Below are 21,780 nucleotides of genomic sequence, written 5' to 3'. Positions count from 1 at the left end.
ATTGCTGCACACCCCGAGCGGTTTTATCTGGTAATAATCTCGCATCAAGCGGCAGGCACGGCACGGAAGAGCCGCTTCTGGCGAGATCAGTAAATGATTTATGAAGGGGGGATGAGAACTATGACTGAGACCGCTAAGAAAAAGCGCGGTATGCCTTCATCGTTCACCATTCTTCTTGCTCTGCTGGCAATTGTCGCAGTGATTACCGTTATCGTCTCCGGCACGTCCGGTGGCGCGGTTACTGCCGCCCGTTTGAGCGATTTCTGCACCGCCCCGATTAAGGGCTTCGCTGACGCTCTGCCCGTCTGCCTCTTCGTTATGATCCTGGGCGGCTTCCTCGGCATGATGACCGAGACCGGTGCCCTGGACAACGGCATCGCCGTTCTGGTGCAGAAGCTTAAGGGCAACGAGATCATGCTCATTCCCGTGCTGATGCTCATCTTCTCCCTCGGTGGTACCACCTATGGTATGTGCGAGGAGACCGTTCCCTTCTACGCCCTGCTCGCCGCTACCATGATGGCCGCTGGCTTCGACCCCATGGTCGGTGCCGCCACCGTCCTGCTCGGCGCTGGCTGCGGCTGCCTGGGCTCCACGGTTAACCCGTTCGCCGTCGGCGCTGCCGTCGACGCTCTGACCGGCGTTGGCATTGAGGTCAACCAGTCCATCATCATCGGCCTCGGTGCCGTCCTGTGGATTGTCACCACCGGCATGTCCATCTTCTTCGTGATGAACTATGCCAAGAAGGTCAAGGCTGACAAGGGTTCCACCATCCTGTCGATGCAGGAGCTCAAGGACGCCGAAGAGGCTCACGGCAAGGCTGCTTCCGAGGTTCACAAGGAGGTCAAGCTCACCGGTCGTCAGAAGGGTGTTCTGATCGCCTTCGCCTTCACCTTCGTCGTCATGATCGTCGGCTTCATTCCGCTGGCCGACCTCAACGAGGGCGTCGCCAACTTCTTCGACGCTGGTGCCGTCTACGACGCCGACGGTAACGCCGTCGTCCAGGGCTGGTCTGCCCTGATCACCGGTCTGCCCATTGGCCAGTGGTACTTCGACGAGGCTTCCACCTGGTTCTTCCTCATGGCCGTCCTGATCGGTATCATCGGTGGCCTGTCCGAGAAGCAGATCGTTAACACCTTCATCACCGGCGCTGCCGACATGATGTCCGTTGTTCTCGTCATCGCCCTCGCCCGTGGTATCTCCGTCCTCATGGCTAACACCGGCCTCGACGTCTACGTCCTCGACGCTGCCGCCAATGCTCTGGCTGGCCTGTCCGGCGTGATCTTCGCTCCCATGAGCTTCCTGGTCTACTTCGGCCTGTCCTTCCTGATCCCCTCGACCTCTGGTATGGCTACCGTCTCCATGCCCATCATGGGACCGCTGGCTGTTAAGCTCGGCTTCTCGCCCGAGGTCATGGTCATGATCTTCTCCGCTGCTATCGGTGTCGTGAACCTGTTCACCCCGACCTCCGGTGCCATCATGGGCGGTCTCGCCCTGGCCAAGATCGAGTGGACGACCTGGCTCAAGTTTGCCCTTAAGCTCATCGTCGCGCTCTCCGTCGTCTGCGCCGTCATCCTGACCGTCGCCTGCGTGCTGCTCTAAGTACCCAACGGGTACCACACGGAAACCTTGACGATCCTGTAAAGGATCACCTGGTCATCGTCTGTCCGGTGGGGTCAACCCACCGGTAGACTCCTACCTTTAGCCCCCTCCCGTTCCGTGCGCGGGAGGGGGCGCTCTCATGTTGCGCGGTTCTACGAACCGCGCAACCAGTCGACGCTGCGCGCCGCCCAGAACGACAATTTGTCATTCAAAAGGCAAGGCATGACCAGAAGGTCTATGCCTTGCCTTTTTCATGCCAACTTGTACGTCCTGGGCGGCGCTCGCTGACTTATGCTCAACCTGCGACGTTTCCATTATTGATGCAAAGGGGTCAGGTTAGTTTGCGCCAAAAAGGGGAAGTTGCGGTGGAATAGTTCCTGTTTGGCCGTCTTGAGGGGTTAAACGGGAACTATTTCACCGCAACTTATCGATGACGTGTTTGGTTGATGCCCGTTGGCTGCTTGGGTGTTGGGAAGGGTCTGCTCCGTTATAATCGCCTAGAACATTAAATGGAAACGGGACGGGAGCCATACATGCGCCAGGGTTTCGACAACGCGAAATATATCGAGCTGCAGGCCGCTCATATTAAGGAGCGCATCTCGCAGTTTGGCGGCAAGCTGTATTTGGAGTTTGGCGGCAAGCTGTTTGACGACTATCACGCGAGTCGCGTGCTGCCGGGTTTTGAACCGGACAGCAAGTTCCGCATGCTCAAGAGCATTGCCGATGACGTTGAGGTCATCATCGCGATCAACGCGAACCACATCGAGAAGAACAAGGCTCGCGGTGACCTGGGCATTACCTATGACGAGGACGTCTTGCGCCTGGTCGACCTGTTCCGCGGCAACGGTTTTGCTGTCGCGGCCGTGGTCATCACCCAGTATGCAGGCCAGCCCGCCGCTGACGTCTTCCGTAATCGCCTAAACGCGCTCGGCATTCCTGCCAAGCTGCACTATCCCATCGAGGGCTATCCCCACGACGTCGATCTGATCGTGTCCGACGACGGCTACGGCAAGAACGAGTTTGTCGAGACCACCCGTCCGCTCGTCGTGGTCACCGCTCCCGGCCCCGGCTCAGGCAAGCTCGCCACTTGCCTCTCGCAGCTCTATCACGAGCACAAGCACGGCACCGCCGCCGGCTACGCCAAGTTCGAGACTTTCCCGGTCTGGAATCTGCCCCTCACGCATCCGGTCAACATCGCCTATGAGGCCGCCACGGCTGACCTCGACGACGCCAATATCATCGATTCGTTCCACCTTGAGGCCTACAACAAGACCACGGTCAACTACAACCGCGACGTCGAGGCCTTCCCGGTAGTCCGTGCCCTGATGGAAAAGATCCTGGGCAAGAGCCCCTACCAGAGCCCTACGGACATGGGCGTCAATATGGTCGGCTTTGCCATCACCGATGACGATGCCTGCCGCGACGCTTCCAAGATGGAGATCGTCCGCCGCTACTTTACCGCGGTCGAAAATGTGCGCCGTACCGGCGTGGGCGATGAGCAAGTCGACCGTCTCAAGATTATTATGAAGAAAGCCGGCATCGATAAGAACTACTCACCGGCGCGCTCGGCGGCCCTCACCAGGGAGCAGCTGACGGGTGGTCCCGTGGGTGCCATGGTCATGCCCGATGGCTCCGTGGTGACCGGTAAGACCTCCACGCGCCTGGGCGCCGCAAGTTCGCTCATTATGAACGCCCTCAAGCATGTCTCGGGCGTCGACCTTGAGCTCGAGGTCATCAGCGATGAGGCGATCGAGCCCATCAGCAAGCTCAAGACGCATTTCCTGGGAAGCAAAAACCCGCGCCTCCACACCGACGAGACGCTTATGGCGCTGTCGATCACCTCGGCCACGAGTGAGACGGCCGCTCGCGTCCTTTCGGGCCTGGAGCAGCTGCGCGGCTGCGACGCCTTCTTTAGCGTGATCATCTCGCCGACGGACGAGACGGTACTGCGCAAACTGGGTATCAACGTGTGCTGCGAGCCCAAGTTTGAGCGCCGCGGTTTCTTCCATCGCTAAGTTTGAAGCACCGCGGTAATTGCATTGCATTTTGGCCGTATCGGGTTAGCGCCCGGTACGGCTTTTTGATCAATAAAGCGCCTATTTCGGCGAAAAATAGCCGTTTACCTGCCTAGAGACAATTTGAGCGGTATACAATAACCGTAACTGTTTCATCCTTAGCGGGATGCCGCATGATGGATATTACCTGCCATCGTGAGGTGTGTCGGTCGCGCACGGCGCGTTAGATGCTCGTGCTCGGTTTGAGGAGGCTGCTATGGCGGGCAAGGGTCGTGCGAGTGTCAACGATATGAAGCGTGTCGAGGTGCTGGTGTTGATGGAGATCGACCAGCAAACCGAAGACAATGGCGGGCCGTATGGTTTCTCGCGCAAAACGCTTGCCGAGCGCGTGGGGGTTTCGCCGTATCGTGCCCGCGCCGCAATCGATCGCTTGGATTCCGAAGGCATGATTGATGTCGTCTCGCGTTATAGCGACGACGGCGGTCAGCTTGCAAATGGCATTTGCCTCACCGAACGTGGCGAGTGGTATCTTGAGGGTGTCCGTACTGGCATGCTCGTTCAAGAAATGCTTGAGGACGAGGTTGCTGATCGATAGCAGCATGTAACCCTTGCCATAGCGACGCCACCTGGGAAACCGGGCGGCGTTTTGTTTCAAGATTGAGAAATGCAATCGCACGCGAGAAAAATTGCGAACGGTCCGCGGCGCGAGTATTACAATGAAGACCCGTAAGATGTGGATAAACAACTTCTACGGGAAGCGCAGGTAACTCAATATGACCAAGCATGTGTTCGTAACCGGTGGCGTGGTTTCGTCCCTGGGCAAGGGTATCACCGCGGCCTCGCTGGGCCGTCTGCTCAAGTCGCGTGGCTACAAAGTAACGATGCAGAAGGCCGACCCGTATCTGAACGTCGACCCCGGTACCATGAGCCCGTTCCAGCATGGTGAGGTCTTCGTTACCGAGGATGGTTACGAGTCCGACCTGGACCTGGGTCATTACGAGCGCTTTATTGATGAGAACCTGACCCGCGATTCCAACTTTACGACCGGTGCCATCTACAAAAGCCTAATCGCCCGCGAGCGTCGCGGCGACTTTTTGGGCGGCACCGTACAGGTGATTCCGCACGTCACCAATGCCATTAAGGACAAGTTCCGCCGCATTGAGGAGCAGACCGGCTCCGATGTGGTCATCACCGAGCTGGGCGGCACGATCGGCGACATCGAGTCGCAGCCGTTTGTCGAGGCTATTCGCCAGTACCGCAAGGAGGCCGGCCCCGAGAACGTCTGCTACATCCACGTGTCGCTCGTTCCCTATATCGCCGCCGCCCACGAGGTCAAGACCAAGCCCACGCAGCATTCCGTCAAGGAGCTCCGCAGCTTTGGCATCCAGCCCGATATCATCGTGCTGCGCTCCGACCACCATATCGATGACGCTATCCGCGGAAAGATCGCAAGCTTCTGCGACGTCGACACCGATTGCGTCTTTACCAACGAGGACTGCGCGAGCATTTACGATGTTCCGCAGCTGCTTGCCGAGCAGGACTTTGACCTGCGCATTTGCGAACGCCTGGGTCTGGACCCGCGTGAGCGCGACATGAGCGAGTGGAACGAGTTCCTGCGCAAGCAGAATCACGCCAACCATCACGCCGACAAGGTGAAGATCGCCGTCGTGGGCAAGTACACGCAGCTGCCCGATGCGTACCTGTCGGTTATCGAGGCCCTGCACCATGCAGGCGTCTTCTACGATCGCCATGTGGACGTCCAGCTGGTCGACGGCGAGAGCCTCGACGAGCAGAATGTCTCCGAGGTTCTGGGCGACGCCTCGGGCATCCTGGTCCCCGGCGGCTTTGGCAAGCGCGCCCTGGAGGGCAAGATCCTCGCGGCCGAGTTTGCCCGTGAGCACAAGATTCCGTATCTGGGCATTTGCCTGGGAATGCAGGTGGCCGTGTGCGAATTTGCGCGCAACGTCGTCGGCCTTGCCGGCGCCAGCTCCTCCGAGTTCGATCCGGATGGCCCGTATAGTGTCATCGATCTGATGAGCTCGCAGGAGGACGTGACCGAGAAGGGCGGCACCATGCGCCTGGGCGCCTATCCGTGCAAGCTCGCCGCCGATACCCTCGCTCGCGAGGCATATGGCGAGGAGCTCGTCTACGAGCGTCACCGTCATCGCTTTGAGTTCAACAACGCCTTCCGCGACCAGCTCGAGGACGCCGGTTTGGTTATCTCGGGCCTGTCGCCCGACGAGCGCCTGGTCGAGATGGTCGAGCTGCCGCGCGACGTGCATCCGTGGTATGTGGCAACTCAGGCTCATCCCGAGTTCAAGAGCCGCCCGACCAACCCACAGCCGCTGTTCCGCGAGTTCGTGCGCGCTTCGATCGGCCAGCACGAGGGTGTCGACCGTCTGCAGGTGACGCCCATGAACCTCGCTACGGACTAAGGGTGCCGGCGAATAAGGAACATACCGAAGCTACTCCCTCGTCGCTCGCCGTGGCGGCGGGGGAGTATCTCGATTACCTCGCGGTCGAGCGGGGTTTGGCGCGCAACACGATTGCGGCCTATCGTCGTGACCTGACGACGTACTGCGCCTATCTGGAGCGGGCGGGTATTGTGTCTTTTGAAGAGGTGACCCGTCAGGTCGTGGAGGGCTTTGTCGCCGACCGTCGCGATGGGGGCTATTCGGATGCCTCGGTGGAGCGTGCGCTTGCGGCCGTGAAGGGCCTGCATGCCTTTTTGGTGCGCGATGGGGCTGTGGCCCAAAATCCAACGGCGGCGTTGCGCCTTCCTAAAAAGGCTGATCGTTTGCCGGAGTATCTATCGGTGGAGGATGTCTCGGCGCTGCTCGATCAAGACTTCCCCGAGGGCGAGATGGGCTTGCGCGACCATGCCATCTTGGAAGTGCTCTACGGATGCGGTTTGCGTGTGAGCGAGTTGGTGGGGCTCGATGTGGGCGATATCCATATCGACGATGGCTTTGTACTCGTTCGCGGTAAGGGCTCAAAGGAACGCCTGTCCCCGCTGGTGGGAAGCGCGGCGCGAGCTCTGACGCTCTATGTAACTGAGGGACGTTCTCGCTTGGCGGCCCATGCCCGCGGAACCGAGACCTCGGCGGTCTTTTTAAATAAGAACGGCCGCCGTCTGTCGCGCCAGGGCATTCATGCCATCTGTGAGCGCTACGGGCGCCAGGTGGGGCTGGTGGGACTCCATCCCCACACGCTGCGTCACTCCTTTGCCACCCATATGCTTGCGGGCGGCGCAGACCTCCGTGTGCTACAGGAGATCTTGGGACATGCCGATATATCGACCACGCAGGTCTACACGCATGTCGACCGAACGCAACTGACCGAGGTCTATCTGGCGGCGCATCCGCTAGCACATCGCTAGCACCTCGCTGACCTGCATATTTATAAATATTAAATGGGACGGGCCCCAGATTGCCGAGACGCACTTTTGCGCGCATGGGCAATCTGGGGCCCGTCCCATTTTTCGCCAGACACCGACGCGGTGGTGGGCCGTGTGTACCGTGGGCAGGGGAGTTTGGGGGCGATGTGAACGGCGTGTAAAGGGACGTAAAAATCGCCTCAAGGTCAACTTGAAGGTTGAGGTTCGCGGGCGTGGTTCTACAGGTGGCATCCCGCTGTTGCTGTAAACACAACATATTGTGTTTTCGAACATATGCTTGGGGGTGTTTTGCAATATATGGTGGGTGGAGTAGTGGGGCGGGGTGGGGGAAGGGGTGGGGAAAGGTGTTGAAAAATGGGGCGGTTCCCCATATTATTAATGACGTCGACAGGCGGGGTGGTTCCCCGCGTACGTGCCATCTGAGTAACCGAGGGGAGGGCGCACATGGGAATGACTGGTGCATACGAGCGCAATCTCGATGCAAAAGGTCGTCTGTCCCTGCCTGCACCCCTTCGCGAGGAGCTTGGAGAGCACGTTCGCGTGTTCAAAGCCCTGGATGTCGATGCTCTGTACGTGTTCTCTGCCGAGGCCTTCGATAAGTGGGTCGAAGGACTCTTCGCGGGTCGTGAGGGCCACGAGGGTTTTAACCCGCGTGACATTAATGACCAGAAGCTCATGAGGGCGATCAACAAGCGCACCACGTCGATGGACGTGGACAGCGCCGGTCGTATCGGTCTTTCCGAGTCTCTCCGCAAGCAGGCGAACCTTGACCGCGAGGTCACGGTTGTGGGCAACTACGACCACCTTGAGGTTTGGGATCGCGCCGCGGCCGATGAGGACGATGACGATGAGGCCCTGCTGGACCTCTTCTTCTCGTAAGGGCAAGGCACGGGTAACGGATGGAGCGTGGGATCTTGACACAAGAATATCGGCATGAACCTGTCATGCTCGGCGAAGTGCTTGAGTCGCTGCGGCTAAAGAGCGGCTCCGTTGTCTGCGATTGCACCCTTGGCGGTGCCGGCCATTCGGTAAAGATGGCCGCGCAGGTGGGGGAGACGGGCCTTTTGCTCGGCGTCGATCAGGACGACATGGCCCTCGAGGCCGCTGGCGCCCGTCTGGACCGCGAGGTTCCCGGCGTTCCGCACCAGCTGCTGAAGGGCAACTTCGGCGACTTGGACGAGCTACTTTGCTCGGCCGAGGTGCCCGGGGTCGATGGCTTCCTGTTCGATTTGGGCGTTTCGTCGCCGCAACTCGATATCCCTGGCAGGGGCTTTTCGTATAACGAGGACGCCCCATTGGACATGCGGATGGATCCGGGTAATAACACCTTAAACGCAGCTGAGGTCATCAACACCTATAACGAACACGACCTCGCCCGGATTCTACGCGTCTACGGCGAAGAGAAGTTCGCCTCACAGATCGCGCGCGAGATCGTGCGCCGCCGCGAGCAAGAACCGATCGAAACCACCGGCCAATTTGTCGAGATCATCAAGGCGGGTATCCCGGCTGCCGCTCGTCGGCATGGTGGACACCCGGCCAAGAAAAGTTTCCAGGCCATTCGCATCGAGGTCAATCACGAGCTCGATGTGCTCGAACGAGGGCTTGATGCCGCCACCAGGTGGCTCAACCCGGGCGGACGTATCTGCGTCATCTCGTATCACTCGCTCGAGGACCGTATCGTAAAGAACCACTTTAAGGAGATGAGCCAGGGGTGCACGTGTCCGCCGGAGATTCCGGTGTGCGTGTGCGGCAACGTGCCGATACTCAAGGTCATCACCCGCAAACCCCTGGTTGCCCAGCCTGATGAGGTTGAGTGCAACCCTCGGGCGAGATCAGCCAAAATCCGCGTGGCGCAGCGTCTGTAGGCGCGACCGCGCGATATTGGACCTCCCGCTCGCACCATAAACGAAGCTTAAACACACTACCAACGTACTCGGGATGGGAGGCGGCATATCATGGGCTACAACACTTCAAGCGCAGCACTCGCCTATGATATGAACGCCATGCCCGCCTATCGTGAGACGCCGCAGGCCCCCGTTGCTCCCCGTGAGCAGCGCACGCCGCGCTTTGATGTCTACACGGGCGCGGGCCGTCAGGCAAACCAGGCGGTAAGCCCGGTTTTCATGAGCGTTCTTAAAACGTTTTGCATCATTGCGGCTATCTTCATGACGATCGGCGTCGCCCGCGTGGCGCTCGCCGGCGTTACGGCCCAGGTGCTCAACAGCAACGCCGAGCTTACCAACACGCTCGAAAAGGCGACCGATGAGAGCTCCGACCTGGAGGTCATGCATTCGGTCTATGGCGCCGACACGCGCATTCGCGACCTTGCGGGCGCTTATGGCATGGTGGAGCCCAGCGAGAGCGTTACACTTGACTTTTCGCAGGATGCAGCCGCGGGCGCCAACGCGACCGCGACCGCTCAGTAGCAAGACGGTAGCTGAGTATGACAAATGACTATCGCCGCGGTTCCGATGGGGGCCGCGGTTCTGGACGTCCCTCGTCGCGGGGACGTTCTGGTTATCAAGGAACGGGTCGGCAATCTTACAACGCCGGGCAGTCCCGTGGCAACGACCCGGCGTCGCGACTTCGCGGCTCGGGCGGCCCTCAAGTGCATAACACCGGGTCGCGCAAGAGTTCGTCGACCGAATGGCTCACAGGCGCGCCTCTGCCTCGCCGCAAAGCCGTCATGGGATTCATCGGGCTTGGCTTGGGCTTGGGCGTCTTTCGCCTTGCCGACTATCAAATTGTCGAAGCCGATAAACTGCGCGAGCGTGCCGATGCGCGCCGCCTGCTTGCGCAGACCCTCTATGCCAGACGTGGCACCATCTACGACCGCAACGGTAACGTGCTGGCGTCGTCAGTCGAATGTCGCAACATCGCCGTGAACCCGCAGCTTGTCGAGGATGTTGACAAGACGGTGTCGGCGCTGGTCAAGGCAACTGGAATCGATAAAAAGACCTGCCGCAAGCTCGTTGAGTCCGATGGAACCTGGGTGTATATCAAGCGCCAGGTGGACGAAGACGATGTTGCGGCGCTGGAGAAGAAGAACCTGCCCGGCGTGCTTTTTGAGCAGGCCATGAAGCGCGTATATCCATACGGTAATCTGGCATCGCAGGTGCTGGGTGTAGTGAATGTAGACAACGACGGCTTGACGGGTCTCGAAAAGCAATACAACAAGCTTCTGACCGGCACGAACGGTTCTCTCGTACGCGAGCGCGCGAGGGACGGCAGCTATATCGCGGGCGGTGCCTATAAAAAGGTGGCTGCGGTCGACGGCGTTGATATCGTGACGACGCTCGACGTCAATATCCAGCGTGCGGCCGAGGATGCCCTGGCAGAGGCTGTCGAGAAGACAAAGGCCAAGAACGGCTCGGCGCTGGTCACCGATCCTACGACAGGCGAGATCTTGGCAGCCTGCTCGTATCCGACTTACGACCAGACCGATCTGGAAAACGCCAAGACCGAGGATATGAACTTGCGCCTGGTCACCGACGCCTACGAGCCCGGCTCGGTCTTTAAGACGCTCGTGGCGGGCGCCGGCTTCGACTTGGGTGTCGTGCGATCGAGTACGTCGTTTGAGGTGCCGGCGAGCATCAAGGTGGGCGACGATACCGTCACCGATGCCGACAAGCGCGACTACGCCATGACCATGGATGTGCGCGAGATGATGCGCCGTTCGTCCAACGTGGGCTTTGTCCTGGTGGGGCGCAAGATCGGTGCCGACGACTTTGCCACCTATGTGGACAAGTGGGGCATCGGTCACAGCTCTGGTGTAGATTTTCCGGGCGAGAGCCTGGGTATCGTCAAGGAGCGTGACCAGTATGACGGCGCCACGCTGGGCTCGATGAGCTTTGGACAGGCACTGTCTGTCTCGCCGATTGAGATCGCACGTGCCGTGGGCGGCATCGCCAACGGCGGCGTGATGATGACACCGCACTTCTATAAGTCCAGCAAGGGCGACGAGAAGGACTGGGGCGAAGGCGAGCGCGCGATTTCGGAGGACGCCGCATCCCAGGTGACATCGTGCATGCAGACGGTCGTGTCCGAGGGAACGGGCGTTGGCGGCGCGGTTGACGGCTATGACGTGGCGGGTAAGACCGGTACGGCCGAACGTGCCGACGAGAACGGCGGCTACCTCAAGGAGAACTACATGTCGTCCTTTATGGGCTTTGCACCGGCACAATCGCCCAAGGTGCTGTGCTATATCACGCTCGACGGAACGCCGAGCGGCTCAGATGCCGCTGCGGTGCCGTTCCAGTCCATTATGGCCAACGCGCTCGACGTGCTGGGTATCCCGCACACGAAGTAGGGGGTTACAATCTTTGGGGCGTGGTTTGTTGTCCCATATGAGGGTGTTCACATGCCCTGCACCACGCATGTGCGGCGCTGGGATACAATACGCCGATAGCATTATTAGGTTTACAGGGGAGCTGCAATGATAGAGATCGCCGTCAACAACCTCGCGGCCGCAACAGGGGCCCGAACCGTGACGGGAGAAGCCGATCGGGTATGCCGCGGGTGCGTTATCGACTCGCGCCAGGTCGAGGAAGGGACGATTTTCGTCGCCTTTCCCGGTGAAAACGTCGACGGCAATGATTTTGCTTCCCGTGCCGTCCAGTCGGGTGCCGGCGCCGTCGTGATGACGCGTGAGCCCGAGGCCGAGCTGGTCTCGCTGGCGCAGGACAAGGGGTGCGCCATCCTGCTGACCGATGATCCCGAGGAGTTTCTGCTGCGTTTGGCGCACACGTATCGCCTGGAGCTTGGCTGCCTGGTCGTTGGTATTACCGGTTCCATCGGCAAGACGACGACCAAGGACGTGCTCGCCGCCGTGCTCGCCAAGCGCTATCGTGTCTGGGCCACCAAGGGCAATTTCAATAACCTGATCGGCATGCCGCTCACGGTGCTTTCCGCTCCGGCCGATACCGAGGTCCTGGTGCTCGAGATGGGCATGAACCATTTCCACGAGATTGAGCGCCTGTCCCAGTCCGCCAATCCCAACCTTGCCATCGTGAGCAAGATTGGTACCTCTCACATCGGCATTTTGGGCAGCCGCGAGAACATCGCCCGCGCTAAGGCCGAGATTGTCCAGGGTATGTGCGCCGCCGGCGACTTCTTGCCACTGCTGATTTTGGGCGGTGAGGACGACTTTACGCCGTTCATTCGCGATACGTTCGCCCAGCCTGCTGGTATCGATGTGATGCTGGCCGGCGTCTCGGACGATGATGAGGTCCGTGCCCGCGACATTCGTGTTGATGACGAGGGCCGTCCGGTCTTTACGCTCGATTTTGGCCAGGGTGAGACGACCGATACCATGCTTGCCATCCCCGGCGTGCAGTCCGTCCCAAATGCCGTTAAGGCCGCCGCAGTTGCCTATCGCCTGGGCGTGACGCCCGAGCAGATCGATGCTGCCTTTAGAGGCCTCACGATCACCGGTCACCGCCAGGAGATCAAGCGCGCCAAGAGCGGTGCACGCATCATCGACGATTCCTATAACGCCAGTGCCGAATCCATGGCTGCTGGCCTCGATCTGCTGTGCTCGCTTTCGTGCACGGGGTCTCGTATGGCGATCCTGGGCGAGATGGGCGAGATGGGCGATGAGGCTCCTCGCATGCATGAGCTCGTGGGCGCCTATGCCGCCGCCAAGAAGCTCGACATGCTGGCGTGCGTGGGTGGTGAGCTGGCCCAGCTTATGGCCGATGCCGCGCGAATGATGGGCATGGACGAGGACCGCATCCAAGTGTTCTCCGATTATCAGCAGGTGCTCGACCGCATGGGCGGCGCGCTTGAAAAACATGATGTTGTACTGGTCAAGGGTTCCCGCTTTGTTGAGCTCGACCGCTTTGTGGAAGGTGTGTGCTAGCCCATGTTCGGCAATCCCTCGTATCCAACGTATCAGGCTTTTTTGGGGCTTGGCATCGCCGCCGCCATTGCGCTGCTGCTCATGCCGTGGTGGATCAAGCTACTCAAGGTCGAGGGTATCGGCCAGCAGGTTCGTGCCGACGGCCCCAAGCGTCATTTGGTTAAGCAGGGAACGCCCACCATGGGTGGCGTTGTCATCCTCGTCGCGATCTCGCTGACCTGCCTGCTGATGGGCAAGCTCACCACCGAGCTCGTGCTCGTGCTGCTCGCCACGCTGGCGACCGGCGTGCTGGGCCTGATCGACGACCTGACCTCCGTTACGCATGGGCGCTCGCTCGGTCTGACGCCCCATGCCAAGATGATCGGCCTAACCATTATCTGTGTCACCTTTACGGTACTTGCCGTCAACTGGTGCGGCGTCGCCCCCGAGATTCGTTTTCCCGGCGGCCTGACGATTGACCTCGGTGTTCTTTCGACCACCATCTGTGGCCTTTCGTTCCCGTGGCTCTACATTGTCTTTTGCTGGCTGATGATCGCCGGTCTTTCTAATGCCGTGAACCTGACCGATGGCCTTGACGGTCTTGCTGGCGGCACCTCCATGATTGCCATGCTCGCCATGGCCGCCATGGCGTTTTTGCACGGAGACGTGAACCTGTCCATCTTCTGCACCGCGTGTGCCGGTGCCTGCTTGGGCTTTCTGTGGTTCAACTGCTATCCGGCGAGCATCTTTATGGGTGATACCGGCTCGCTTGCCCTGGGCGCCGCGTTTGCCTGCACGTCCATCATGACCAACACCGAGGTCGTCTCCCTCATCATCGGCGGCCTGTTTATCGTTGAGACCCTGTCGGTCATGATTCAGGTTGTCTACTTCCACTTTACGCACAAGCGCGTCTTCCTTATGGCGCCCATCCATCATCATTTCGAAAAGAAGGGCTGGGCCGAGACCAAGGTCGTCATCCGTTTTTGGATTATCGCTGCGGCCTTTGGTGCCGTTGGCCTTGCTCTGTTCTTCCAGTTGGGATAGTGGTCTTTCATGCCTCTTGCTGATGTCTTTAGCCTGCTCGTTTTGGGTCAGGGCAAATCCGGTCTCGATGTCGCCCGCTGGGCGCTGGCACATCCCGAGCGCGTAAGCGCCGTTACCGTGTATGGCGGCGGCACCTCTGAGCCCAATGACGCCACGCGTGCGCTCGAGGCTGCTGGTGCGTCGTTTGTCTATGGGACCGAACAGGTCGAGGGCGCCTATGACGTATGCGTGACGTGCCCGGGCATCTCGGAGTTCTCGGGCTTCTTTAAGGCCGGGCGCGAGCATGCCGCCCAGATTATGGGTGAGCCCGAGTTTGCCTATCGCCTGTCGCCCGATAACTGGATTGCCATTACGGGTACCAACGGCAAGACGACTACCACGTCGCTGACTGATTATCTGCTCAAGGCTGCTGGTGAGGCCAGCGTAGCTGTCGGCAACATCGGCGAGCCGCCGGTCAACGAGATTGACGGCCGAGCCCACAACGAGTGGTTTGTGGCTGAGCTCTCGAGCTATCAGATTGCTACGACAACCGAGCTCCACCCCCGCGTGGCGGTGCTGCTCAACATCACTCCCGACCACTTGGGCTGGCATAAGAGCCATAAGAACTACGCGCTTGCCAAGATCAAACTGTTTGACAATATGGTCGATGACGATCTGGCGGTTGTCGACGTCGAAGACGCCGGCATTCACGAGTTCGATGAGTACATCTACACGCCGGGTCGTCGCATCTGCAAGGTTGCCTTTGACGAGCCTGAGGGCGAGGATGCCGCCTTTGTGCGCGACGGCAAGATGGTCGTGCGCCTGAAGGGCGTCGAGACCCCGCTCATCGCTACATCCGAGCTCAAGATCTCGGGCCATCACAATGTTATCAATGCCCTGTGCGCCGCCACGGCTGCCTTGGCGGTCGGTGCCGATGTCGATGGTGTCTGCCGCGGTCTTGCCTCGTTCCAGCCGCTCGAGCACCGCGTGGAGCCGTGTGGCGAGATTGACGGCGTGCGCTACGTCAACGATTCCAAGGCGACCAACACCGATGCGGTCGAGAAGGCACTGACGGCATTTCCCGATGACGACGTGATCTTGCTGCTCGGCGGCCACGATAAGGGCACGCCGCTCACGGACTTCGCGCGCGTCGTTATGGACAACGTGCGCTCGGTCGTCTGCTTTGGCGATGCGCGCGAGCGCTTCACCGCCGCTATGGACGAGGCCGATGTCGATGGCGATGTGGATATCGCCCAGGCGGATGACCTACGCGACGCCGTGGACGTCGCCCGTTCGCTGTCGAGCCGTGGTGACGTGATCTTACTTTCTCCTGCCTGCTCTTCGTTCGATGAGTTCTCGGGCTATGAGGAGCGCGGCCGCGTGTTTAAGGACTACGTGGCCCAGCTTGCCGCTGCAGCGAAATCACAAATGGAATAGGGGTTGCGGTGAGAGAGGAGAGCCCCCGACAAGGTATGAGGAGGCCCGACTCGGACCGTGCTTCCTCACGTCGTATCACACCGCGTTCCAGCCGCGGCGGGCAGTCGTTTAGCGAACGCTATATTGCCGGCGTTCCCGCCCGTATCATGCGCCCCCGTTTGATATTCATGGCCTGCTTGTTTACCTTGGTATGCTTTGGCCTGTTGATGGTGTACTCGGCGTCTTCGGTCGAGGCGCTGCACGAGAATGGCTCGGCGACGTTTTTTCTGGGTCGACAGGCCGCGTTTGCCGTGGTCGGTGTTCTAGCGCTGATTGCCATCGTGCGCGTTTTGCCGGACAGCTGGTTTGGGGAGGATGTGCTCAGGATCTTCCTTATCGGCATGATAGGGCTACTGCTTCTGGTGTTCTTGGTGGGCAGCGGCAGCCGTGGCGCCACGCGCTGGCTCAACATCGCCGGTATTCAGTTCCAGCCTTCCGAGTTTTTAAAGCCATTTGCCATTGCGTATTCGGCCATCATGCTTGATCGCTTCTTTTCGCCCGGTGGCAACATCAACGAATTCCTTCGCAAGATGGGCATCTACCTGGGTATTTCGCTCTTTCTGATCTTTATCCAGCCCGATTTCGGTACTGTCCTGATCATCCTGTTGACCCTCATGTGCATGGCGTTGTTTGCGGGTCTCGACCCCAGATTTATCATCGGCGTGCTAATCTTCGGCATTCTCGTGATCGTGATTGCGCTTGTCGCAGAGCCGTACCGTATGGTGCGCATTCAGGTTGCCTTGAACCCTTGGGCCGACGAGTATGGTGACGGCTATCAGGCCACGCTTGCCATCATGGCCTTTGCCTCGGGCGGTCTGTTCGGCCGTGGCATCGGCAACTCAACCATGAAGTACTCGTATCTTCCCGAGGCGCACAATGACTACATCCTGGCCATCATTGGCGAGGAAGTCGGTTTTGTCGGAACCGTGCTGTTCTTCTTGGTGTTTGCGATGCTGATCTACTCGGCGTTTCGCATTGCCGAGCAGGCGACCGATCGTCGGGGCGCGCTTATGGCGTCTGGCTCCGCGGTCATTCTCGCGGTGCAGTTTTTGATTAACGCGCTGGGCATCCTCAACGTGTTTCCCATGACGGGCAAACCGTTGCCGTTTATTAGCTACGGCGGTTCGTCGATTATCGTGTCGCTTATGCTCGCCGGTCTGATCCTGCGCGTTTCGTATGAGAGCGCCCGTCGCGATGAGTACGACCGTCGCCGCGAGAGCTTTGCCGTTATGGACGAGAGCACTGCCGGCGTGGCCCATGTGCGCGGTGAACGACCTTCGCGTAGCGGCTTTACCGTTCTTGATGGTTCTCCATCCGAGCCGGCAGCTCGTCCACGCCCGCGAATGGCTCCGCAAGGTCGTCCTCAGCGCCCCAGCCCTCGCAACGCGGGCGGCGGATATAATCGAATCGATTTGAACTCGGACCCGTCGGCGCGTCTGCGCACCGACGACCAGGGACCGCGTGTACGAAGGGACTACCATGACCGATAAAATGACCGTTGCTATTGCAGCCGGCGGCACGGCAGGACACATCAACCCCGCGCTCGCCTTGGCCGAAGAACTGCGTGATCGTGGCCACCACGTTGTGTTCGTGGGCCAGTCGCGCAAGCTCGAGGGTCGTCTGGTCCCCGAGGCTGGGTTTGATTTTGTGCCCATTACGGTCACGGGCTTCGACCGCTCCCGTCCTTGGACGGCGCTGACCTCGCTGTGGCGTGTCAACAAAGCCAAGCGTGCGCTCGCCAGTCATTTCTCAAAGGTCGGCAAGCCCGACGCCGCCATCGGTTTTGGTGCCTATGTCGAGGTTCCGCTGCTGGGGTGGTGCAAGGGCGCGGGCGTTCCGTATCTGCTGCATGAGCAGAACTCTGTTCCGGGCCTGGCCAACAAGATGATGAACTCCCACGCCGCCCGCGTGTGCATCTCGGTGCCGGCAGCGCGTTCGGTTTTTGAGCGCGAAGGTGACCCTGACCACGTGCTCATGACCGGCAACCCCGTACGTCGCTCGGTGATCGAGGGCGATCGCGCTCGCGGCCGCAAGGCACTTGGCGTTCCCGAGGACGCTACGCTGCTGCTCGTCTTTGGCGGTTCACTTGGCGCCCAGCACCTCAACGAGCGCGTGGTCTCGCTCAAAAACGAGCTGCTTTCGCGCAAGAGCCTCTATGTGTTGCATTCGACGGGTGCCGACGGCTTTGAGGAGACCGAGCGCGCTTTGGCGCTGACGCCCGAGGAGGCGAAGCGTTATCGCGTCCAGCCTTACATCGACAACATGGGCGATATGCTGGCTGCTGCCGATTTGGTGCTCTCGCGTTCGGGCGCATCGAGCGTGGCCGAGATCGCTGCGCTCGCCGTGCCCTCGGTGCTCGTGCCGTATCCGCATGCGACGGCCGACCACCAAACCACCAATGCCCGTTATCTGGTCGACGCCGGGGCCGGTGTGCTCTGCGCCGATGCCGATATCGATGGTTCTGCCTTTGCCGATGAGCTGCTGCACTTGGTCGATGACGCGGCGGCGCGCGACGCCATGCGTCAGGCGGCACGTGGTCTGGCTCAGGATAGGGCCGCCGCTCTTCTGGCGGATGCGGTAGAGGGTTTGCGTTAGTTAGACGGGATATCGTCGGTCGCCCTCGCGCTGATGCGGTAGGTGCGGTACAGTTAACGGGTTACAGGCAGTGTTTACGCAAGGAGTACACGAGCACATGGCTGATTCCCAGACTGCAACCTCCGCGCCCGAGTTTAAGAGCGCCCACTTTATCGGTATCGGCGGCGCCGGCATGAGCGGCATCGCCCTCGTTCTGCACGAGCGCGGTTATGCCGTTACCGGCTCCGACCTTAAGACGTCACGTTATATCCGCCAGCTTACCCGCGCTGGTGTGAAGGTGCATGTGGGCCATGAGGCCGCCACGATCGACGAGGTCAAGCCCGACGTGGTTGTTGTCTCCACCGCTATTCCGGAGTCCAACCCTGAGCTCGTGCGCGCTCGCGAGCTGGGCATTCCTGTGTGGCCCCGTGCCAAGATGCTCTCTGCATTGGGCCACGGGTACACCACCGTCGCTGTTGCCGGCACGCATGGCAAGACCACCACGTCTTCGATGTGCGCCACCATGCTCGACCGCATGGGTCTGGATCCGAGCTTCTTGATCGGTGGCATCGTCGAGGGCTATGACACGAACGGCAAGAACGGCTCGGGCGACTACTTTGTCGCCGAGGCCGACGAGTCCGACAGCTCCTTCCTGTTCCTGAACCCCAACGTAGTCATTGTGACCAACGTCGAGGCCGACCACCTCGATCACTACTCGGGTATCGAGGAGATCGAGGCAACTTTCGCCAAATTCATGAGCCTGGTGGGCGAGGACGGCACCGTCATCGTCTGCGGTGAGGACCCGCATCTGGTCGAGCTCGCCAAGTCGACGGGCCGTCACGTGCTTTCCTACGGCTTTGCCGAGAGCAACGACATCGTCTGCATGCACCCGGATGTCAAGGGCATCCAGAGTGACTTTATCGTTCGCTTTGAGGACGGCACTGAGCACGCTGTGGAGATCAAGAGCAATCCCGGTCGCCACAACATGCTCAACGCCACGGCCGTGCTCACCGTCGCCCATGTCCTGGGCCTTGACATCGACGCCGCCGCCAAGGCGCTCTCGAGCTTTGAAGGCGTCCGCCGTCGCTTTACCCACGTGGGCGATATCGATGGCATCACCGTGGTCGATGATTACGGCCATCACCCCACCGAGATCAAGGCGACGCTTGCTGCCGCTTCGTCGCTGGGTTACAAGCACGTCGACGTCGTGTTCCAGCCGCACCGCTATTCGCGCCTGCAGGCCCTGTGCGACGACTTTGCCGATGCATTTGCCAATGCCGATAAACTGCTGCTGATTGATGTGTTCTCGGCTGGCGAAATGCCCATTCCGGGTGTCACCTCTAAGATGCTCGCCGATACCGTGCGCGCCAAGCATCCTGGCAAGGAGGTCGTGTACTGCTCCAGCCGTCTTGAGCTCAATCAGGAGCTCGAGCAGATGGTGGGCGAGGGCGACCTGCTGCTCACCATGGGTGCCGGCGACGTTACGACCGTCGGCCCCGAGTTCATTGAGTATCTGACTGCCAAGAAAGACGCTTAAGTCTAATGGGTCTGTTTAACGCCGTCATGGCGCTCTCGGGCATGATCGACACGGATGTGATCGAGGACGAGCGCCTTGCGCGTCATACGAGCTATCGTATCGGCGGCAAGGCCGACCTCTTTGTGACGTGCCATAGCTATCATGCCCTCCGTCGCGCCGTGGCGGTGCTCGATCGCGAGCAGGTGCCGTGGGTCATCATCGGCAAGGGCTCCAATCTGCTGGTTGCCGATGGCGGTTATCGCGGTGCCGTCATTTCGCTCGGACGTGAGTTTCAGCGCACGGTTGTTGCCGATGACGGTTGTACGCTGACGGTCGGTGCGGGCGTGATGTTTGCGCGCCTGGTCAACGATGCCCTGTCGCGTAGCCTTTCGGGCCTTGAGTTTGCCGTTGGCATCCCTGGTTCGGTCGGCGGTGCGATATCTATGAATGCCGGCACACGGACCGAGTGGATTGGCTCGCTGGTTGAGGATGTCGTAACGTTTGACCCGGCATTCGGTATCAAGCATTATGCGGGGTCCGAGATCACTTGGGGCTACCGCGAATGTAGCCTTCCCCGCAATGAGATCATCCTCGAGTGCGTGTTCAAGCTTAAACCGGCGCCCAAGGCCGACATTCGCGAGCGCATGGAGCGGTACCTTACAAGGCGCAAGCGTACGCAGCCCATGGGTCGCGCATCCTGCGGGTCTGTCTTTCGCAACCCGCCCGATGCGAGTGTGGGCAAGCTTATCGAGGATTGTGGATTAAAGGGTTTTTCGATTGGCGGCGCGGAAGTTTCGCCCGTTCACGCTAATTTTATCGTTAATAACGGAACTGCCTCGGCCGATGACGTTGCCGCGGTTATCAGACATGTGCACGGAAAGGTGAGGGAGGCGTATGGCATCGAGCTCAGACCGGAAGTTAAATTCCTCGGCTTCTAGAGTATCGAAACCCACCTTCCGCCGCGCCGGAGGGCGTTCCGGCGCGCCTGCCAAACCTCAACGCAATACCGTCGCGCACTCTAAGTCTGTCGGGCATGCTCGACAGACCAGTCGGCCGGTTGTCGGCTCGCAGCTCGGTAATCGTCCGGCCGCAAAAAAGTCCTCGCGTCCCTCGGTGACGTCAAAGCCTGTTATGGGCACCAAGCCTGCCCGTCCCATGGCAACTCCTAAGCCCTCGACAGGAACTAAAGCGGTGCGTCCCGGTCGCACGCTGGGCGCATCGAAACCGCGCTCGCTGACATCGGTGCCGGCTACCGCCAAGAAGCCTTCGGGTAAAAAAGGCGTCAACCCGTTGTCTTCACTTGGGGCGATGGCAAATAAAACGTCAGACGCCGCTTCTCTCGTTACAGGCAAAGGCAAAATCGTGGGCGGCGTTCTGGCCGTCTTGGCCGTGCTCGTCGTCGTTGCTATCGTGGTGATCAACTCTGGATTGTTTACCGCCACTGATATTCAGATTCAAGGCAGCGAGCATGTGACGAAGCACGATGCTATCCAGCTGATCGATTTGCCCGAGGGAACGTCGCTTTTTAACGTCGATCCCGACCAGATTACCGAGGACCTCAAGCAGAACCCGTGGGTCTCGGGCGTGGATGTCCAGCGTCAGTTCCCGCATACGCTCATCATTACGCCGATGGAGCGCAAGGTCATCGCAATTGCCTATATCAGCTCCGATGACCTTGCCTGGGCCATCGGGGATGATGACACCTGGATCGCCCCGCTGTCGACGTCGGTCGAAGTGGATGACCAGGGCAACGTCATCACGACGGGGCAGGGCTCAAATACCCTGACCGGCATTGATGCCGCGCTGGCGCTCGCTAAGCACTATGGCGCGGTGTTGTTGACTGATGTCTCGGCGGATGTCGCTCCGGTTTCCGGCCAGGCGGTGAGCTCCAAGGCCGTTAAGGCTGGCTTGGATTATGTGCGTGGTTTTTCGAGCGAGTTCTTGGGACAAGTCAAGGATATTTCCACGCCTTCGGTCGAAGCCATCTCGGCAAACCTCAATAACGGCATTGAGGTGTCGCTGGGCGATTCGAACGATATCGTCAAGAAGGAGCGCGTAGTCACCAAGCTGCTTTCGCAGGTAGAGGGCGTAACGTATATCAATGTGCGCTCTCCGGGTAACTATACATTTAGGAACGCTCCGACCTCGTAGCGCTGGTTGATGCTTTGTTGAGGGGCCATACCACGCCGTTTATCTGGTTTGTTTGGTTTTCACGGTCAATTATTTGACTGATACGTTCATAATGTGCAAACATAATACGGTTTACCTTTGCATTTACTTTCAACCTGAAGGTTAATGTGCGCAGGGGTCGACCCATGCTATGGCTATAACCTTTGTTCGG

The 21,780-nt window shown here is 59.8% G+C and carries 17 protein-coding genes; all 17 read left to right on the top strand.

Going from position 1 to position 21,780, the window contains the following annotated elements:
- Window positions 1-111: 111 nt before the first annotated feature.
- The 17 genes from ABHT90_RS06145 (at window position 112) to ABHT90_RS06065 (ending at window position 21,590) form a co-directional block, all read left to right on the top strand.
- On the top strand, window positions 112-1,599 hold the full coding sequence (locus ABHT90_RS06145; protein WP_430393370.1) for a YfcC family protein: 1,488 nt from the start codon (window positions 112-114) through the stop codon (window positions 1,597-1,599).
- Window positions 1,600-2,132: 533 nt separating this feature from the next.
- A complete protein-coding gene (locus tag ABHT90_RS06140; protein WP_006234276.1) occupies window positions 2,133-3,614 on the top strand; it encodes a DUF1846 domain-containing protein in 1,482 nt (493 codons plus the stop codon).
- A gap of 256 nt (window positions 3,615-3,870) precedes the next feature.
- A complete protein-coding gene (locus tag ABHT90_RS06135) occupies window positions 3,871-4,209 on the top strand; it encodes a helix-turn-helix domain-containing protein (protein ID WP_040358312.1) in 339 nt (112 codons plus the stop codon).
- A 178-nt stretch (window positions 4,210-4,387) separates the two neighbouring features.
- Window positions 4,388-6,049, top strand: a complete 1,662-nt coding sequence (gene pyrG / locus ABHT90_RS06130) for a CTP synthase (protein WP_006234274.1) — start codon at window positions 4,388-4,390, stop codon at window positions 6,047-6,049.
- Between the two features lie 2 nt (window positions 6,050-6,051).
- Window positions 6,052-6,993 carry a site-specific tyrosine recombinase XerD gene (gene xerD / locus ABHT90_RS06125; RefSeq protein WP_175406015.1) on the top strand — a complete coding sequence of 314 codons (942 nt, stop codon included), beginning with the start codon at window positions 6,052-6,054 and terminating at the stop codon, window positions 6,991-6,993.
- Window positions 6,994-7,455: 462 nt separating this feature from the next.
- Window positions 7,456-7,890 (top strand): division/cell wall cluster transcriptional repressor MraZ, encoded by a 435-nt coding sequence (locus ABHT90_RS06120; RefSeq protein WP_006234269.1) that lies wholly within the window; start codon window positions 7,456-7,458, stop codon window positions 7,888-7,890.
- A gap of 20 nt (window positions 7,891-7,910) precedes the next feature.
- Window positions 7,911-8,876 (top strand): 16S rRNA (cytosine(1402)-N(4))-methyltransferase RsmH, encoded by a 966-nt coding sequence (gene rsmH, locus ABHT90_RS06115; RefSeq protein WP_346981950.1) that lies wholly within the window; start codon window positions 7,911-7,913, stop codon window positions 8,874-8,876.
- 90 nt (window positions 8,877-8,966) lie between these two features.
- On the top strand, window positions 8,967-9,437 hold the full coding sequence (locus ABHT90_RS06110; protein WP_022094483.1) for a hypothetical protein: 471 nt from the start codon (window positions 8,967-8,969) through the stop codon (window positions 9,435-9,437).
- A 260-nt stretch (window positions 9,438-9,697) separates the two neighbouring features.
- Entirely contained in the window at window positions 9,698-11,320 is a 1,623-nt protein-coding gene (locus ABHT90_RS06105) for a peptidoglycan D,D-transpeptidase FtsI family protein (RefSeq protein WP_346981949.1), read from the top strand.
- A 126-nt stretch (window positions 11,321-11,446) separates the two neighbouring features.
- A complete protein-coding gene (locus tag ABHT90_RS06100; RefSeq protein WP_346981948.1) occupies window positions 11,447-12,871 on the top strand; it encodes a UDP-N-acetylmuramoyl-tripeptide--D-alanyl-D-alanine ligase in 1,425 nt (474 codons plus the stop codon).
- A gap of 3 nt (window positions 12,872-12,874) precedes the next feature.
- Window positions 12,875-13,894 carry a phospho-N-acetylmuramoyl-pentapeptide-transferase gene (gene mraY / locus ABHT90_RS06095; protein WP_006234262.1) on the top strand — a complete coding sequence of 340 codons (1,020 nt, stop codon included), beginning with the start codon at window positions 12,875-12,877 and terminating at the stop codon, window positions 13,892-13,894.
- A gap of 9 nt (window positions 13,895-13,903) precedes the next feature.
- Window positions 13,904-15,310: a UDP-N-acetylmuramoyl-L-alanine--D-glutamate ligase gene (murD, locus tag ABHT90_RS06090; RefSeq protein ID WP_346981947.1), complete on the top strand. Its 1,407-nt coding sequence runs from the start codon at window positions 13,904-13,906 to the stop codon at window positions 15,308-15,310.
- 167 nt (window positions 15,311-15,477) lie between these two features.
- The gene (gene ftsW / locus ABHT90_RS06085; RefSeq protein WP_346981946.1) at window positions 15,478-16,839 is read left to right on the top strand and encodes a putative lipid II flippase FtsW; all 1,362 of its coding nucleotides are present in this window, start codon (window positions 15,478-15,480) and stop codon (window positions 16,837-16,839) included.
- Entirely contained in the window at window positions 16,829-17,944 is a 1,116-nt protein-coding gene (murG, locus tag ABHT90_RS06080) for an undecaprenyldiphospho-muramoylpentapeptide beta-N-acetylglucosaminyltransferase (protein ID WP_346981945.1), read from the top strand. Before ftsW ends, murG begins: the two co-directional genes overlap by 11 nt.
- 97 nt (window positions 17,945-18,041) lie before the next feature.
- Window positions 18,042-19,460: a UDP-N-acetylmuramate--L-alanine ligase gene (murC, locus tag ABHT90_RS06075; RefSeq protein WP_055286074.1), complete on the top strand. Its 1,419-nt coding sequence runs from the start codon at window positions 18,042-18,044 to the stop codon at window positions 19,458-19,460.
- A 5-nt stretch (window positions 19,461-19,465) separates the two neighbouring features.
- Window positions 19,466-20,377, top strand: a complete 912-nt coding sequence (gene murB, locus ABHT90_RS06070; RefSeq protein ID WP_346981944.1) for a UDP-N-acetylmuramate dehydrogenase — start codon at window positions 19,466-19,468, stop codon at window positions 20,375-20,377.
- A gap of 424 nt (window positions 20,378-20,801) precedes the next feature.
- Complete coding sequence (locus tag ABHT90_RS06065; RefSeq protein ID WP_022094490.1) at window positions 20,802-21,590, top strand: cell division protein FtsQ/DivIB; 789 nt, start codon at window positions 20,802-20,804, stop codon at window positions 21,588-21,590.
- The last annotated feature ends 190 nt before the right edge of the window (window positions 21,591-21,780 follow it).

Origin of the sequence: Collinsella aerofaciens (assembly GCF_039758815.1) — a bacterium.
Taxonomy (GTDB): Bacteria; Actinomycetota; Coriobacteriia; order Coriobacteriales; family Coriobacteriaceae; genus Collinsella; species Collinsella aerofaciens_BP.
The sequence above is the reverse complement of the archived record's forward strand: the minus strand, read 5'-3'. Positions and strand labels throughout refer to the sequence as shown.

Excerpts from the sequence above, each read along its gene's own strand:
- pyrG (WP_006234274.1), top strand. The coding sequence starts at position 4,388 with ATGACCAAGCATGTGTTCGTAACCGGTGGCGTGGTTTCGTCCCTGGGC.
- ABHT90_RS06110 (WP_022094483.1), top strand. The coding sequence starts at position 8,967 with ATGGGCTACAACACTTCAAGCGCAGCACTCGCCTATGATATGAACGCC.
- murB (WP_346981944.1), top strand. The coding sequence starts at position 19,466 with ATGGGTCTGTTTAACGCCGTCATGGCGCTCTCGGGCATGATCGACACG.
- murC (WP_055286074.1), top strand. The coding sequence starts at position 18,042 with ATGGCTGATTCCCAGACTGCAACCTCCGCGCCCGAGTTTAAGAGCGCC.
- murG (WP_346981945.1), top strand. The coding sequence starts at position 16,829 with ATGACCGATAAAATGACCGTTGCTATTGCAGCCGGCGGCACGGCAGGA.
- ABHT90_RS06120 (WP_006234269.1), top strand. The coding sequence starts at position 7,456 with ATGGGAATGACTGGTGCATACGAGCGCAATCTCGATGCAAAAGGTCGT.
- mraY (WP_006234262.1), top strand. The coding sequence starts at position 12,875 with ATGTTCGGCAATCCCTCGTATCCAACGTATCAGGCTTTTTTGGGGCTT.
- rsmH (WP_346981950.1), top strand. The coding sequence starts at position 7,911 with ATGGAGCGTGGGATCTTGACACAAGAATATCGGCATGAACCTGTCATG.
- murD (WP_346981947.1), top strand. The coding sequence starts at position 13,904 with ATGCCTCTTGCTGATGTCTTTAGCCTGCTCGTTTTGGGTCAGGGCAAA.
- ABHT90_RS06100 (WP_346981948.1), top strand. The coding sequence starts at position 11,447 with ATGATAGAGATCGCCGTCAACAACCTCGCGGCCGCAACAGGGGCCCGA.
- ftsW (WP_346981946.1), top strand. The coding sequence starts at position 15,478 with ATGGCCTGCTTGTTTACCTTGGTATGCTTTGGCCTGTTGATGGTGTAC.
- ABHT90_RS06135 (WP_040358312.1), top strand. The coding sequence starts at position 3,871 with ATGGCGGGCAAGGGTCGTGCGAGTGTCAACGATATGAAGCGTGTCGAG.
- ABHT90_RS06140 (WP_006234276.1), top strand. The coding sequence starts at position 2,133 with ATGCGCCAGGGTTTCGACAACGCGAAATATATCGAGCTGCAGGCCGCT.
- ABHT90_RS06145 (WP_430393370.1), top strand. The coding sequence starts at position 112 with ATGAGAACTATGACTGAGACCGCTAAGAAAAAGCGCGGTATGCCTTCA.
- ABHT90_RS06105 (WP_346981949.1), top strand. The coding sequence starts at position 9,698 with ATGGGATTCATCGGGCTTGGCTTGGGCTTGGGCGTCTTTCGCCTTGCC.